Source organism: Pedobacter sp. AC379 (assembly GCF_979258145.1).
This window is the reverse complement of sequence record NZ_OZ409839.1, coordinates 189,968-205,773: the sequence shown is the minus strand read 5'-3', so window position 1 is coordinate 205,773 and position 15,806 is coordinate 189,968. Positions and strand designations below refer to the sequence as shown.

Here is a 15,806-nt window from a genome sequence, read left to right as displayed (position 1 = left end):
CTTCTATGAAACGTTTATTACTCTCGTTGTGCTTTCTTGTGTTTATCTCCTCCTATTCGAAAGCGCAGAATCTCCATACTATTAAAGGAAGAACGATTGATACGGCCTCTACAACCCTGTTATCAGGAACTACAGTTGCAGTGTTAAATGCCAAAGATTCTACACTGGTAAAATTTACCAGAACTGCAGAAAACGGCTCGTTCGAAATTAATGGTATCAAAAACGGAAAATTTATTCTCCTGGTCTCTTATCCGAAATATGCCGATTTTGTAGATCATTTTACGCTTGATTCTACCACACAGGTTAAGGATTATGGAAAAGTAAACCTGACCGGAATGGCAAAAATTTTGGCTGATGTAATTATAAAGGGGAACAGGGCTGCGATGAAAATCAAGGGTGATACCACCGAATTTGATCCAAAAGCTTTCAACATTGAACCAAACTCTAAAGTTGAGGATTTAATTAAACAATTTCCAGGTATACAGGTAGATAAAGACGGAAAAATTACTGCTCAGGGTAAAGCTGTTCAAAAAGTTTTAGTAGATGGTGAAGAGTTTTTTGGTGATGACCCTACACTTGTAACAAAAAATCTCCGTGCAGATATGGTAGAATCGGTTCAGCTTTATGATAAAGCCAGTGATCAGGCCAGCTTTACCGGAATTGATGATGGGGAAAAAACGAAAACACTAAATGTTAAATTAAAAGAAGATAAAAAAAATGGTTACTTCGGTAAGGTGCAGGGTGGTTATGGAACCGATGATTATTACACCGGGCAATTGATGTTTAATAAATTTTGGGGGAAGAAAAAATTCTCTGCTTATGGCATTTTTGGCAACAATGGTACAGTTGGTTTAGGTTGGGATGACCGTGATAAATATGGCGGTAATACAATGACTATGACCGATGAAGGCTATATGTATTTTAGCTCGGGCGGTGATGACTTTGATAGTTATGATGGGCAGTACAATGGCCAAGGGTTACCTGTAGCCAGAACCGGAGGGCTGCACTTTGATAGTAAATGGAATAAAGACAAAGAATCATTAAATACCAATTACAAAATTGGTTCCATCCGAGTTAGTGGAAATCGAAATACAATAAGCCAAAACAACTTAAGTTCTGGTGTTATTAATAATGTTTCTGATCAGTTTAATGATAATGATATGTTTAGGCAAAAACTGGATGCTACCTATGAAATTAAACTGGATACTACACTGACTTTAAAAGTAAGTGTAGACGGTGCTTTAAAAGAAAGCAATACGTTTAATTCTTACAATACTTCCAGCAAAAATGGTAATGATGAACTGCTAAATAAAAGCGATAGAACACTTAGTAACAAAGTTAACGAGCAACAGTTTAACATGAGTGCTTTATTTACCAAGAAATTGAAAAAGAAGGGCCGTACACTTTCCCTTAGTTTAAGCGAGGCCATAAGCAAAAGCAATAGTGATGGTTATTTAAATTCTAAAAACACGTTTTACACCACTACAGGAGTTCGCGATAGTGTAATCAATCAATATAAAGTTAATGATATTTCAAATACTGCGTTCAGATCTAATTTAGCATATACAGAACCACTTAGTAAAACCATAAGTGTAATTGTAAATTATGGATTAAGCTTGATGAGTGGTCAATCTGACCGAAAGTCGTTCAACAAGTCAGCAAGTGGTAATTACGATATTCTGGATACCCAATTCAGTAACGATTATAAATTGGATCAGATCATTAATCAGGGAGGGGCAGTATTCAATTACAAGAGTGGAAAATCATCAGCTACTATTGGCTCAAAATTTAGTGGCGTTAACTTCAAACAGATAGATCTTTACAACAATAAAACCTATAACCGTAACTTCATTAATTATATGCCTCAGGCATCATATCAATATAGATTTTCACAGCAAAAATCTTTGAGAATAAATTATAGTGGAAATACAAATCAGCCCTCTCTGGAGCAAATTCAACCCATTAGCGTAAATACCGATCCATTGAATATTTCCTTAGGTAATCCCGATTTACGGCCATCTTTTAGAAGTAGTATCAGTGCGAATTTCAATTCGTATAAGGTATTAACAGATCAATCGATCTGGCTAAGTGGCTATTATAGTTTTACAGCAAACCCCATTATTAGCGATGTTGTTACAGATAACGCAGCTAAAAGTACTTACAGATCTGTTAACCTCTCGAATGAAATGCCATCAAATTTTTCAATTAATGCACAAACTAGCCGAAAAATAAAAGGTATAGATTTAAGTGTTGGTATTAATGGTAATGCATATGGAAACACTTCGTATAATTTTATTAATGGGGTTTTAAATAAAACAAAAAATTATACCTACGGAGCTGGATTAAATTTTTCGAAGTATGTTGATAAGAAGTATAATTTCTATGCCCGTTTCGGACCAACTTATAATATTGCCAGAGCGAGTGTTAATACCTCTGGCAACAGCGATGGTTGGGGCTGGGATGGTTATGCATCAGGCTCGGTAAAATTACCAGCCAAATTTGAGTTATCTACTGATGGCCAGTATGAATTTAAAGGGAAGACACAAACATTTGATGAAAACTTTCAACGTTTCCTTTGGAATGCCTCATTAACAAAAAAGTTCTTCAAATCAGAGAATCTTAAATTCGCGCTAACTGTAAACGATATTTTAAACCAAAATGTCGGCTTTGATAGATCGGCATATAACGGAAACATTACCCAAAGCAGTTATACAACTATTCAGCGGTATTTCTTATTCTCATTAATATGGGATTTCAATAAAATGGGTGGTGGCGTTAAAACACAAAAATAATGATCATGAAAAATCTGCTTATATACTTTATCTTATTTACTGCCATTTTCATCAGTAAAAATGCATCTGCACAGAATGCGCACTTTGTTCAAAACGGTATAATCGAATTTGAAAAAAAATCGAATATGTATGCCATAATAAAGAAGAAAATTAACAAGGATAACGAAAGTTACTATGGCCCTGCTTTTGATCAATACAAAAAGAACAATCCTCAAACCAAGATCGGAAAAAGTGTATTAAACTTTACAAAAGACAAAAGTTTATATAAGGTAACTTCAGCTGAAGAACCCTTAACAAATAACTGGGTAACAAGAGATATGTTGGCCGACTTAAGGAATACCGTGGCAACCAATTTTGGTACTGAAACAAGTATAGCGCAAAAAAATGTTTACGAAGAAACCTATCTGGTGAAAGATAGTGTTCGTAAAATCAATTGGAAAATTACCGACGAAACAAGGGAGATTGCGGGTTACGAATGCAGAAGAGCTAATGCGGTAATCATGGATTCGGTTTATATAGTGGCTTACTATACTAACCAAATTGCAGTATCGGGCGGGCCGGAATCTTTTACGGGGCTGCCAGGAATGATTTTGGGTTTAGCATTGCCTCATGAAAATGTAAATTGGTTTGCGACTAAAGTTACCGAGGTTGCCGTACCCGAAAAAGACTTATTGCCCCCAACCAAAGGAAAACCAATAACCAATAAAGGATTAATAGCGATTGTAACCTCAGCACTCAAAAATTACGGACCTGAAGCATTATCGGATTTAAAAATTTTTGGGCTTTAAGGAACAGAAGATTATTACAATTATGCCTATTTTAGCAAGCCAAATAGCATATAATGTTTACTGCGCTTTATAATCACATTAACAGATTTATAAATTTGAGTAGTGATGAACAGGAAATCCTTGAACCACTACTCAAATCGTTTTCAGTTAAAAAGAAGGCCTTTTTATTAGAGGAAGGGCAAACTTGCCGGGCCAATTATTTTGTGGTAAAAGGTTGCCTCAGGCTTTATTTTGTCGACATTAAAGGTGTGGAACAAACCACTCAGTTTGCCATAGAAAATTGGTGGATAACTGATCTCAGTAGCTTTCTGTTCCAGGAGCAATCAGAATTTTATATTCAGGCTGCCGAAGCTACAGAGGTGATTGCCATTGAGCACCACCATTATGAAGAAATGTTCCATAGATTAGCGAAACTGGAAAGGTATTTCAGGTTGATCTTACAAAAAAACCATCAGGCCTCACAGCGGAGGATCAAATTTTTATACAGTCAAACGGCCGAAGAGCGATACCGGCATTTTAATAGTTTATTCCCAGAATTTGTGCAGCGTGTGCCACAGTATATGCTGGCTTCATATCTGGGTTTTACGCCGGAGTTTCTAAGTAAGATCAGGGCGAAGAAGATATAAGCCATAGTGCTCACAGCCTTAATTTTGTTTAATATGGGCCACGGAAACACAGAAGGGACGGATAAATACCGAACGGGTATTGAAAAAGAAAACATTGGTATATGAGGACACCAATGCTACCAAGTAAGCCCTACAGGCATACCTAATTTAACCACAGATAAAATGGATGCACACAGGTATAAAGATCTGTGTTTATCGGTGTCCATCTGCGGTTAAAAACTTATTAAATAAATGACATTAATGAGAACACAGGCTTTGAAACCACTCCGTGTTACTCCGTGCTTCCGGGGCTAAAAAATAAACATAGCGCTAACTCTGCAGAAAAAAGTGTGCCCTTTGTATTAAGCAATCATTTCTTAAACTACATTAAGTTTTTTGATCATTTCGATGCGGAACTTTACATCATAATCAAAAAACAAATAATATGGAAAGTAGAATTGATATCCCAAAAGTAGAACCTGCAGCTTATCAAGCTATGTACGGTTTAGAAAAATACTTATCAACGAGCAAATTAGATCCTATCCTTTTAGAGCTGATTAAAATGCGTGCTTCACAAATTAATGGTTGTGCTTTTTGCTAAATATGCACTCAACCGATGCCCGTAAAATTGGTGAAACTGAGCAGCGTTTATATCTGTTGAACGCCTGGAGAGAAACAACACTTTTTACCGAACAAGAGCAAGCGGTTTTGGCCTTAACAGAGCAGGTAACTTTAATTAGTAACCACATTTCGGATGCTGTTTATCAAAAAGCGGCAAGCTTCTTCAGCGAACAGGAACTTGCACAGATTATTATGGCTATTGTAACCATTAATGCATGGAACAGGCTCGCAATTACTGCAAAAGTAATGGTAGGGTAGTTAATTTCAGACCTCTCAGGTTTTAAAAACCTGAGAGGTCTATAGCTACAAGATTGAATCAAAAATCTCGCTCAGGTGACTCAAATGGTTGATATTTTTTTTGGAAAACAATGGTTCTGTATAATTTGGTCACTGTAATCCTGTTGTTCCCTCAAGTCCTCGCTCATTGCTTCGATTGGGGCTTTACGTTCTATCAGATTTATTTAACAAAAGTCAGTAGTTGTAAATTACGCACCATCCAGACTCCAGAGGTTTCTGAAGCCTCCGAGGTCTAATTTTGCGCTCCGTTAATCTTCTTCAATCCCTCATATACCAACCTGGCAACTTCTTTTGCTCCTTCCGGCTGAAAGTGCGTATTGTCTTTTTGTCCTTTAGGATAAGCTTCATATTTTGCTGAGTCTAAATTCATAAAATAATTTTTACTTACAAATTCATTCCCTTTTGTACTAAAAAATGCTGCTGAAAGTGATGTTAAATCTATAAGTTGTACATCTAATTCCTGAGCTACATCTTTTACCGCTTGTGGATACTCGCCATGTGCACTCCCCAGTTTTCCATCTTTCCAGGGATAGTTTCTGATTACCGGTGTAATAAGAATCGGTAAGGCACCTTTGGCCCTGGTTTCTTTAACATACATCCTTAAAAAATCTTTATAACCAGGAATATCTACATAACGGTCTGGCTTATTCTTTGCTGCATCATTATGGCCAAACTGGATTAAAACCAAATCGTTCTTTTCCAGGGTTGATAATACTTCTTTCCATCTTCCCTCTTCAAAAAAGGTTCTGGTGCTTCTGCCGCCTTTGGCTTTATCAACCACAAGGACACTATCACTTTTAATCAGCTTGTTTAATTTTTTTAAACTGTCTTTTTTTAAAAACTGTTGAAAAACCTGTCCCCAACCCGTTATCGGGTATTTTTTCTGCATATAACCTTCCTCCAGGGTATAATCTGCAACAGTAGAATCGCCTATTAAATAAATTTTAATGGGCTTTGGTTTTACAATGAACGACATCAGTAAAACTCCCAACAGGGCAACGGTAAGATACTTTTTCATTATTTTATTTTAAAGGTTGTACACGGAACCAATCATATTCTGCTATTCCCGAATCATTAGTTTGGGCATCCCTAATGGCAAAAATCCCCATTTTTGCACCTATCCACTGTCCGGCTGTTGCTTGAAATTCATCTCCGGCATTGGTAAAACTCAGCCCATCTTCACTGTAACTAAACTGGCATTTTGCACCAGCAGTAACCTTGACCCTAAAATATACAGTGGCTGATTTCAGCTTAATAATTTCCTTTTCATTCTCCGTTTTTCCTTTATCTGCATTTTGGCAAACGCCGTACATCAGGTAAAAACCGTCTTTTTTACTTTTAATACTTATTTGTGCATAACTCCGCCCCATTACCACCAGGCCTGTTTTTTCATTTTCCAATTTCGGATTGGGCTTAAAAACAAGTTTTGTTGTGGCCATAAATTCATCGGCAGGAAATTTCTGCATCAACAGGCTTGGAACATCCCATAAGTTTTTAGCATCATCAGGAGTTTTGGCGGTGTATAATTTCAACAAACCTTTTGCCGCATCGGTAAATAACCAGGTTGGCTGCGGGTTGGCCTGCCATTGCCATTGCAACCCCAATTGCGAAGTTCCAAATTCATCACTTTCTACTGGCGTTTCAATTGGATAAACCTTGCCCACATTTGGTTTTTTATACGTTATAACTGGCTCGCCTTTGCCATCGCCATCATTATCCACGCCGATTACTGGCCAGTTATTTACCCATTTCATTGGCTGCAGATGTACCACACGCCCGTAGGCATCTTTATCCTGAAAATGCAAAAACCAATCTTCACCAGTTTGAGTATTTACCCAGGCACCTTGGTGGGGGCCGTTTACAGAGGATTTTCCCTGATCCATGGCTACCTTTCGTTCATATGGACCATAAATATTTTTACTTCTTAAAATGAGCTGCCAACCTGTAGATACGCCGCCTGCTGGGGCAAAAAGATAGTAATAACCATTTCGTTTGTAAAATTTTGGTCCTTCAATCGTTGGATCCAGTTCATGACCATCGTACACAATACGACCGGTTTCTGTCGCTTTAGCACCATCGCTGGTTAAGGGCATAATAGCCAATACACTTTTTATCCCGGCCCGGCTGCCCGCATAAGCATAAGCAAGGTAAGCTTTGCCATCTTCATCCCAAAAAGGGCAAGGATCTATCAATCCCTTACCTGCAGCCACTAATTTTGGTGCCGACCAATCGCCTGTAATCGTTTTTGCTTTTGTTAAATAAATGCCAAAATCGGGATCTGGATAATAAATATAAAATTCGCCATTGTGGTAACGAATCGAAGGTGCCCAAACACCATTGCCATGCTGCGTTTTCTCGAAATGCTCAAAGGGAGGCTGGCGTTTTAAAGCATGACCTATTATTTTCCAGTTGACCAGATTTTTGGAATGGAGAATTGGCAAACCCGGAATTGCATCAAAACTTGAGGCGATCATGTAAAAATCATCTCCCACCCGGATAGCATCCGGATCAGAATAATCGGCGTTTATAACCGGGTTTTTAAAGGTTCCATTGCCTAAATCAGCTACCCAAACTTTGGAAACATACCGGTTATCAGGCGATTGCTGGGCAAGGGTATTTAAACAAAAACTTAAAAAAAGGATTGAACTGTATAGGTATTTCATTAACAAAAATGTTTTTAATATTTGGTCAGTTATTTATCTAGCATTACGTCATTCACGCGCAGGCAGAAATCTTAATGTGGCTTATGATTGGCATTAGATTCCCAATCATGTTGGGAATGACGATGCGTGTATTTTATCAAATTAGCCTATCAACAAGATTAAGTTTTTTTTTATTTTCAGGCAAGTTGTTATTGTGCAATCGTTCCCGACATCGTTTGCGAAGTTTAATCTGTTAAATGTTTCTTTCGCATAGATTTTAATGTTTAAAATTGTTCATCATATATTTTAAAACACGGCTGCGTTACAAAGTTTTATACTTTTACGTGGCCGATTTTAATTTAAGCCTAACCAAATTGATATGAAAGCAATTATTTTATTCTTTCTTTTAGCTCTTTCACTTGCTGCAAGTGCCCTGGAAGTTAAACCCGATTTTGTGGTGGCGGCCGATGGCAGCGGAAATTTTAAAACAGTACAGGAAGCAATACATGCTGTACCCGATTTCAGAAACAAAACAACGGTAATTTTTATTAAAAAGGGTATTTATAAGGAGAAATTAGTTTTAGCAGCCTCTAAAAAGAACGTAAAGTTTATTGGAGAGCGCTTGAACGAAACCATTTTAACTTATGATGATTATGCACAGAAGAAAAATGCTTTTGGCGAAGAAAAAGGCACTTCAGGCTCCTCAAGCTTTTATATTTACGGTGAAGGTTTTTCTGCTGAGAATATTACTTTCGAAAACTCATCCGGCCCGGTGGGACAGGCAGTGGCCGTTTGGGCAGGTGGTGATAAAATGATTTTTAAAAACTGCAGGTTTTTGGGTTTTCAGGATACACTTTATACCTATGGTGGCAACAACCGCCAATATTATAAGAATTGCTATATTGAGGGAACGGTGGATTTTATTTTCGGTGCTTCTACCGCATGGTTCGAAAGCTGTACCATATTTTGTAAAAAGGCGGGTTACATTACCGCTGCTTCCACTGCTGATACCACAAAGTTTGGTTACGTATTAAACAAGTGTAAAATCAAGGGAGATGCTCCAGCCAATACTTTTTATTTGGGCCGCCCATGGAGACCTTATGCAAAGGTTGCTTATTTAAACTGTGAGTTGCCAGATTTAATTCGCCCTGAAGGCTGGAACAACTGGGGCAAAGAAAGCAATGAGAAAACGGCCTACTACGCTGAATATAAAAGTACCGGAAAAGGAGCTGACCCAAAAAACAGGGCAAAATGGTCGCACCAGATAACAGATGACGAGTATAAGGCCTACATTTTGGAAAACGTTTTCCGTGGATGGAATCCTGAGGCAAAATAGTCTGCTTAAAACGTTGATATTCAATATTAAAACACCTAAATTCAGGTGTTTTTTTACTTTGTTCTCCGGCAACGATTGCATAGATTTCTCTTCGATTTTAACCGCAAACAACGTACACTTGTTATTACAATAACCAAGTATAATTTAACAGCACAAATAATGAAACATATTTCTGGTGGTTTATGCCGTATTAAAGTAGCTCTGGCATGCTTAATTTTAACTTCTGCAACTGCTATAGCACAACAAAAGCAAAGCTTACCCGTAATTCAACAGGTTAAATTTAAAAAAGATACCACAAGCATTGTCAGTTTTGGGGCAAAAGGCGATGGCATTACCCTAAATACGCAAAGTATTAATAAAACCATTGCAAGCGTTAGCCAAAAAGGTGGCGGTGTGGTGTTAATTCCTTCCGGCCTGTGGTTAACCGGCCCTATCGAATTAAAAAGTAATGTAAACCTCCATTTAAAGCGTGATGCCATTCTTCAGTTCACCGCTGATTTTAATCAATATAAGTTAGTTCAGGGAAATTGGGAAGGCCAGCCAGCGTGGAGAAACCAAAGTCCGATTTCTGGTATCAATTTAGAAAATATAGCCATTACCGGAACAGGAATTATAGACGGTAATGGTGGCGCGTGGCGCATGGTTAAAAAAGATAAACTTACCGAAACCCAGTGGAAAACTTTGGTTGCATCTGGCGGGGTAGTAAGGGCCGATGGTAAAATGTGGTATCCATCCGAAAAAACCGTTAAAGGCTCAAACACTAAAAATGCAGGCGTAATTGGGCCGGGAAAAACAGCGGCCGATTATGATGATATTAAAGATTTTCTCCGTCCAAACTTATTGGTATTAACAGGTTGCAAAAAAATCCTTTTAGAAGGTGTTACTTTTCAAAACTCACCAGCCTGGAATTTACACCCGTTACTTTGTGAAGATTTAACCTTAAGAAATTTACAGGTAAAAAACCCTTGGTTTGCTCAAAACGGCGATGGAGTTGATGTAGAATCTTGCAAAAATGTATTAATTGAGGGCAGCACTTTTGATGTGGGCGACGATGGAATCTGTATTAAATCAGGCAGAGACGAGGCTGGTCGTAAACGTGGTGTGCCTACAGAAAATGTAATTGTAAGAAATAATGTAGTTTACCATGCCCATGGTGGTTTTGTAATTGGCAGCGAAATGAGTGGTGGTGCTAGAAATATCTGGGTATACGATTGCTCGTTTATCGGTACCGATATTGGCTTACGTTTTAAAACTACCCGCGGCCGTGGTGGTGTGGTAGAAAATATTTACATCAATAACATCAACATGATTGATATTCCTGGTGAAGCCATTTTATTTGATATGTATTATGCCGCTGTTGATCCGGTTCCGTTGGCCGGCGAAAAACGCGAAGCCATTAAAACTGTTACTGTTCCGGTTACAGAAGCTACTCCACAGTTTAAAAACTTTTACATTAAGGATGTTGTGGCAAATGGTGCTGAAAAAGCAATATTTTTTAGGGGTTTGCCAGAGATGAACATTAAAGACATCCACCTGGAAAACGTGACCATAAAAGCCAAAAAAGGAATAGAAATTATTGAAGCGGCAGGAATTTTCTTAAAAAATATAAACATAATTACCGAAAACACCAGTCCGGTTGTAATGATCCAAAATGGCTCAAATATTAATATCAGCGGATTAACCTTTCCAAATAACAGTAAAGTATTGTTTGATGTAAGTGGCGAAAAATCAAAAGGTGTAAAAATTACCGGAACGGATGTTTCCAAAGCAAAAACAGCGTCTCTTTTAAGTGCTGAAGTAGATAAAAAAGCACTGGAAATTTCAAAATAACCAATATGAAAAAATCAATTTTATATACAATAGCGGCGCTCATCTGTTTTTCTATTTTATCGCAAAGTGGATTTGCCCAAAAGAAATTATCAGAACAGCTGACCTTAACTGCGATGGAAAAACTGTTTCAGGATACCACACTGCTAAAAGGTGCTAAAGGCCCAAAATGGACTTATGATATGGGTGTTGTATTGGAAGGTGCGGCAAGCGTTTGGCGGAATACCGGAGATGGGAAATATTTCAAGTACATCCAAAGTTCAATGGATGCTTATTTGGATAAAGATGGAAACATTAGCACTTATAAACCAGATGATTTTAATATCGATAACATTAAAAACGGACGGTCTTTATTGTTGCTTTACAAAGTTACCGGGCAACAGAAATATTTATTGGCCGCAACAAAATTATACGATCAGCTGCAAAAACAGCCACGTACTAAAGAAGGTGGCTTTTGGCATAAAAAAATCTATCCAAATCAAATGTGGTTGGATGGCCTGTACATGGGCGAGCCGTTTTATGCTGAGTATGCAAAATTAATGGAAAAAGATGCGGCTTTCGATGATATTGCCAAGCAGTTTATACTGATGGAGATAAATGCCCGCGATGCTAAAACAGGCCTACTTTACCATGGTTACGACGAAAGCAGAACCGAGCAATGGGCCGATAAAAAAACGGGCCTTTCGCCAAATTTTTGGGGCAGGGCAATGGGCTGGTACATTATGGCTTTGGTAGATGTGCTGGATAATTTTCCAACCGATCATCCACAGTATAAAGAGTTAATCGCCATTTTAAACCGCACGGCAACCGCTGCTGTAAAATATCAGGATCCGAAATCGGGTGTTTGGTTTGATATTTTGGATATGCCCACCAGAAAAGGCAATTATCTTGAAAGTTCAGCCTCCAGCATGTTTGTATATGGTTTGGCCAAAGGTGTGCGCAAAGGTTGGTTGGCCCCAACGTTTATGGCAGCGGCAAATAAAGGTTATGCGGGTTTAAAGAAAGAATTTGTAGAAAAAGCTGGAGAGGAACGGATAAATCTTACTAAAACAGTTTCAGTATCTGGTTTGGGTGGTAAGCCAAAATACCGCGATGGTAGTTTCGATTATTACATTAGTGAAAAAGTAATTACCAACGATCCTAAAGGTGTAGGTGCCTTTATTTGTGCAGCTTCAGAAATGGAAATAGATGTGTTGCCAAAACCGGGCAAAGGTTTAACCGTTACTGTTGATAATTTTTTCAATAACGAATATACTACTGGTCCTACTGGAGATAAAATCCCTTTCCATTATGTTTGGGAAGAAGATGATAATAACGGATTTTCATTGTTTGGCAAAGTATTTAATAATGCAGGCGTAAAAACGGCTACACTTAAAACCGCTCCAACTGCCTCCAATTTAAAAGGAAGTAACATTTACATCATTGTTGATCCTGATACCGAGAAAGAAACAGCAAAACCAAACTTCATGGATGCTGCACATGCCAAACAGATTAGTGAATGGGTAAAAGCTGGTGGAGTTTTAGTGCTTTTGTTAAATGACGTTGGGAATTGTGAAATCTCAAAATTCAATGTGCTGCCAGAAACTTTCGGTATTCATTTCAATGAAGATAGCCGCAATAAAGTTCAGGGTGCAAATTTCGAGCAGGGCGCCATAAATATCCCCGCACGAAATGCAATTTTTAAAACGGCTAAAAAAGTTTACATCAAGGAAATTTCAACTATCGTGGCCAAAAGTCCTGCAACTTCTGCACTTACAGATAAAGGTGATGTGATAATCGCAACGGCAAAGTATGGTAAAGGAACCGTTTTCGCGGTTGGCGATCCGTGGTTTTACAATGAATATATAGATGGCAGAAAGTTGCCGGCAGAATTCGAAAATTTTAAGGCAACGAATGATCTGGTGAACTGGTTGATTAAGCAGGTGCCGGGCAAGAAATAAGGTTAACCACAGATTAAAAGGATCAACACAGATAAATAATATTAGCCAGGGAAGACGCAGGCAGAGCGATCGAAAAAAAAATAGCTAATGGTCTGTGGAGACACAGACCACGGAATGGTGTTAACCACAGATGAAAAGGATGAACACAGATAATTGCAATTAATGGTTTTGGAAACATAAACCATGGAATAAAAATTTCTCCGTGTTAATCTGTGTCTCCGTGGCAAACAAGAACCATGGCACATGGAAACAAAAAGAAAATTGGTGGCTTGTGGAGACACAAACCACGGAACAAACAAAATGATGAAAATAAAAATATTGTTAACCCTAATCTGCAGCACTTTATTACTATCGTGTTATGCGCAGCAGCCTAGCGATTCTACAGCAGATAAAATGCTCGTTTACCAGTTGGGTAATGGCGGCTGGCCAAAGCAGCTTGAAGATAAAAGCGTGGTCAACTATGGTGCAGCCATAACACCAGAGCTTTTGGCAAAAATTAAAGCCACCAAAGATCTCCATGCTACCTTCGATAACAAAGCCACCAGCAGGGAAGTTGTATACCTTATTCAAGCCTATAAAAAAACAAATAACAAAACTTATCTGGCAGCAGCAGAAAAGGGATTGGATTATATATTAATGGCTCAATACGCCAATGGTGGTTGGCCACAGTATTATCCGGATAAAAGTTTGTACCGCTCAGAAATTACCTATAACGATGATGCAATGATTAATGTGCTTAATATTTTGCAGAATATCGCTAATAAGCAAAATGGTTTTGAAGTGGTAAATCCGGCTTACATTAAAAAGGCCGAAAAAGCAGTTGTTAAAGGTGTTGATTGTATTTTAAAAACCCAAGTAAAGCAAAATGGAACTTTAAGCATCTGGGCAGCGCAATACGATAAAGATTCGATGTTACCGGCAAAAGCACGAGCGTTTGAGCCTGCATCGCTAAGTACAAGTGAATCAGTAGGAGTGGTTCGCTTTTTAATGAGGATTAAAAATCCATCAGCTGAAATAAAAACTGCAATTGCAGCAGCAGTAAAATGGTTTGATACCTATAAAATTGCCGGTTACCGGTACGACAGACCAAACGATCCTAAAACCAATATTAAAACAGCTGCATTGGTTGCAGATAACACCAGCATGGCCTGGGCCCGCTTTTACGATCTGGAAAAAAACACGCCTATTTTTGGCGACCGCGACAATACAATCAAAACAAAATTAGAAGGGTTAAGTCCCGAAAGAAGAAATGGTTACGCCTGGTATGGTAGCTGGGGGCAAAAATTAATTGAAAAAGAATATCCGAAGTGGTTAATTACCAACGGGAAATAAGTAAAAAATAAAAATCGTTATTGCGAGGCACCAGGCAATCTTACAACTATGGGTAGGCATTTTCTGCCACTTTAGATCGCTTAGCTCCCGAAATGACGGAAACCGTAAGAACAATGATTTTAAACAAAGAAAATTTAGCAAACATTAACGGCGATAAGGTTACAAAACCTAGTGCCGAAATTTTGGCCTTACCAGAAAAGGTAATTCAGTTTGGAACGGGTGTTTTATTGCGCGGGCTGCCTGATTATTTTATTGATAAAGCCAACCAAAAAGGTATTTTTAACGGTCGCGTTTTGGTTGTTAAATCTACTTCCAGAGGCGGTGCAGATGCTTTTTCCAAACAAGATAATTTATACACACTTTGTGTTAAAGGCATTGAAGATGGTGTTAACGTAGAAGAAAATTCAATAAATTCCTCAATCAGTCGTGTTTTATCAGCATCGCAAGATTGGGCCGAAATTTTAAAAGCTGCCCACCAGCCCGAAATGCAGGTGGTAATTTCCAATACAACAGAAGTAGGCATTGTTAAAAGTGAAGATAAAATCACTGATAATCCGCCGCAATCCTACCCAGGCAAACTGTTGGCTTTTCTGCACGAAAGATATAAAGCCTTTAATGGCTCAGTTGAAAGTGGAATGGTTATCGTACCAACTGAATTAATCAGCGATAATGCCGATAAACTCAAAGAAATAGTATTGGATCTGGCCATTCAGAACAAATTGGGATGGGATTTCGAAAACTGGTTAAAAACAGCGAATTATTTCTGCAAAACCTTGGTTGATCGGATTGTGCCAGGAAAACTTCCGGAGGCAGAGCAAAAAGCCATCGAAAGTGAACTGGGTTATGAAGATGAACTGATGATCATGGCCGAGCCTTTCAGGTTATGGGCGATTGAATCATCAAGTGAAAAAGTAAAAGAAATTTTATCCTTTGAAAAGGCTGATAAAGGTATTTTCATTGTTCCATCAATTGATAAATTTAAAGAGCTGAAACTCCGTTTGCTTAACGGTACACATACCATTAGCTGTGGATTGGCTATTTTATCAGGTTTCAATACCGTAAAAGAGGCAATGGCGAATGAGGATTTCGCAGCCAACGTATTAAAACTGATGAAAGATGAAATTGCACCTGTTGTGGTAAATGAGGATATCACTTACGAGGAAGCAATTGCTTTTGCCGAAAGTGTGATCGACCGTTTTAGCAATCCAGCTTTAGAACACCAGTGGCAGGCGATTACGCTGAACTTCACTTCAAAAATGCAGATGCGCAATATGCCATTAATCAGAAGATATTATGCATTAAAAAATGAAGTGCCTCAACTAACGGCCCTGGGCGTTGCTGCATACATTATTTTCATGAATGTGAATAAAGAGGGAGATGTGTACACGGCCAGTGCCAACGGAAAAAACTATCCCGTACAGGATGAATTTGCAGAAATTTTATACGAATACTGGAAAAATCCTGAAACCGTGGTAGATAATACCCTTGGTGACAGACGCCTTTGGGATAAAAACTTGAATAATTATCCCGGCTTTAACGCGGCCGTAAAATCTTACGTTGATTTATTACAGAACAAGGGTGCAAAAGAAACTTTAAGTAACTTGCATTCAGAAAGAACAATTTAAA

General features: G+C 38.3%; 10 protein-coding genes and 1 pseudogene. 9 read left to right on the top strand and 2 right to left on the bottom strand.

Annotated features, from left to right (window positions below):
• Positions 1 to 5 precede the first annotated feature (5 nt).
• From ACZZZW_RS00870 to ACZZZW_RS00855, 4 genes and pseudogenes are all read left to right on the top strand, one after another.
• Positions 6 to 2,792, top strand: a complete 2,787-nt coding sequence (locus ACZZZW_RS00870; RefSeq protein WP_463492028.1) for an outer membrane beta-barrel family protein — start codon at positions 6 to 8, stop codon at positions 2,790 to 2,792.
• 5 nt (positions 2,793 to 2,797) lie between these two features.
• Positions 2,798 to 3,580 carry a GLPGLI family protein gene (locus ACZZZW_RS00865; protein ID WP_055903103.1) on the top strand — a complete coding sequence of 261 codons (783 nt, stop codon included), beginning with the start codon at positions 2,798 to 2,800 and terminating at the stop codon, positions 3,578 to 3,580.
• 53 nt (positions 3,581 to 3,633) lie between these two features.
• Positions 3,634 to 4,206, top strand: coding sequence for a Crp/Fnr family transcriptional regulator (locus ACZZZW_RS00860; RefSeq protein WP_463492027.1), 573 nt, complete (start codon positions 3,634 to 3,636; stop codon positions 4,204 to 4,206).
• 424 nt (positions 4,207 to 4,630) lie between these two features.
• Positions 4,631 to 5,064, top strand: a pseudogene (locus tag ACZZZW_RS00855) (carboxymuconolactone decarboxylase family protein).
• A gap of 271 nt (positions 5,065 to 5,335) precedes the next feature.
• Here the strand turns inward: ACZZZW_RS00855 and ACZZZW_RS00850 are convergent.
• Together ACZZZW_RS00850 and ACZZZW_RS00845 are read right to left on the bottom strand one after the other, a co-directional pair.
• On the bottom strand, positions 5,336 to 6,121 hold the full coding sequence (locus ACZZZW_RS00850; protein WP_463492026.1) for a rhamnogalacturonan acetylesterase: 786 nt from the start codon (positions 6,119 to 6,121) through the stop codon (positions 5,336 to 5,338).
• A 4-nt stretch (positions 6,122 to 6,125) separates the two neighbouring features.
• Positions 6,126 to 7,766 carry a glycoside hydrolase family 43 protein gene (locus tag ACZZZW_RS00845; RefSeq protein WP_463492025.1) on the bottom strand — a complete coding sequence of 547 codons (1,641 nt, stop codon included), beginning with the start codon at positions 7,764 to 7,766 and terminating at the stop codon, positions 6,126 to 6,128.
• Between the two features lie 358 nt (positions 7,767 to 8,124).
• Here ACZZZW_RS00845 and ACZZZW_RS00840 point away from each other — a divergent pair, with 358 nt between their 5' ends.
• From ACZZZW_RS00840 to ACZZZW_RS00820, 5 genes are all read left to right on the top strand, one after another.
• Positions 8,125 to 9,081, top strand: coding sequence for a pectinesterase family protein (locus tag ACZZZW_RS00840; protein ID WP_463492024.1), 957 nt, complete (start codon positions 8,125 to 8,127; stop codon positions 9,079 to 9,081).
• A gap of 159 nt (positions 9,082 to 9,240) precedes the next feature.
• Positions 9,241 to 10,911 (top strand): glycoside hydrolase family 28 protein, encoded by a 1,671-nt coding sequence (locus tag ACZZZW_RS00835; protein ID WP_463492023.1) that lies wholly within the window; start codon positions 9,241 to 9,243, stop codon positions 10,909 to 10,911.
• 5 nt (positions 10,912 to 10,916) lie between these two features.
• Positions 10,917 to 12,848, top strand: coding sequence for a glycoside hydrolase family 88 protein (locus tag ACZZZW_RS00830; RefSeq protein WP_463492022.1), 1,932 nt, complete (start codon positions 10,917 to 10,919; stop codon positions 12,846 to 12,848).
• A 243-nt stretch (positions 12,849 to 13,091) separates the two neighbouring features.
• Entirely contained in the window at positions 13,092 to 14,180 is a 1,089-nt protein-coding gene (pelA, locus tag ACZZZW_RS00825; protein WP_463492021.1) for a pectate lyase, read from the top strand.
• A 92-nt stretch (positions 14,181 to 14,272) separates the two neighbouring features.
• On the top strand, positions 14,273 to 15,805 hold the full coding sequence (locus ACZZZW_RS00820) for a tagaturonate reductase (RefSeq protein WP_463492020.1): 1,533 nt from the start codon (positions 14,273 to 14,275) through the stop codon (positions 15,803 to 15,805).
• Position 15,806 lies beyond the last annotated feature (1 nt).

What these genes read in the sequence shown, in the direction of transcription:
- ACZZZW_RS00870 (WP_463492028.1), top strand. Translation starts at nt 6, where the DNA reads ATGAAACGTTTATTACTCTCGTTGTGCTTTCTTGTGTTTATCTCCTCC.
- ACZZZW_RS00865 (WP_055903103.1), top strand. Translation starts at nt 2,798, where the DNA reads ATGAAAAATCTGCTTATATACTTTATCTTATTTACTGCCATTTTCATC.
- ACZZZW_RS00860 (WP_463492027.1), top strand. Translation starts at nt 3,634, where the DNA reads ATGTTTACTGCGCTTTATAATCACATTAACAGATTTATAAATTTGAGT.
- ACZZZW_RS00850 (WP_463492026.1), bottom strand. Translation starts at nt 6,121, where the DNA reads ATGAAAAAGTATCTTACCGTTGCCCTGTTGGGAGTTTTACTGATGTCG.
- ACZZZW_RS00845 (WP_463492025.1), bottom strand. Translation starts at nt 7,766, where the DNA reads ATGAAATACCTATACAGTTCAATCCTTTTTTTAAGTTTTTGTTTAAAT.
- ACZZZW_RS00840 (WP_463492024.1), top strand. Translation starts at nt 8,125, where the DNA reads ATGAAAGCAATTATTTTATTCTTTCTTTTAGCTCTTTCACTTGCTGCA.
- ACZZZW_RS00835 (WP_463492023.1), top strand. Translation starts at nt 9,241, where the DNA reads ATGAAACATATTTCTGGTGGTTTATGCCGTATTAAAGTAGCTCTGGCA.
- ACZZZW_RS00830 (WP_463492022.1), top strand. Translation starts at nt 10,917, where the DNA reads ATGAAAAAATCAATTTTATATACAATAGCGGCGCTCATCTGTTTTTCT.
- pelA (WP_463492021.1), top strand. Translation starts at nt 13,092, where the DNA reads ATGGAAACAAAAAGAAAATTGGTGGCTTGTGGAGACACAAACCACGGA.
- ACZZZW_RS00820 (WP_463492020.1), top strand. Translation starts at nt 14,273, where the DNA reads ATGACGGAAACCGTAAGAACAATGATTTTAAACAAAGAAAATTTAGCA.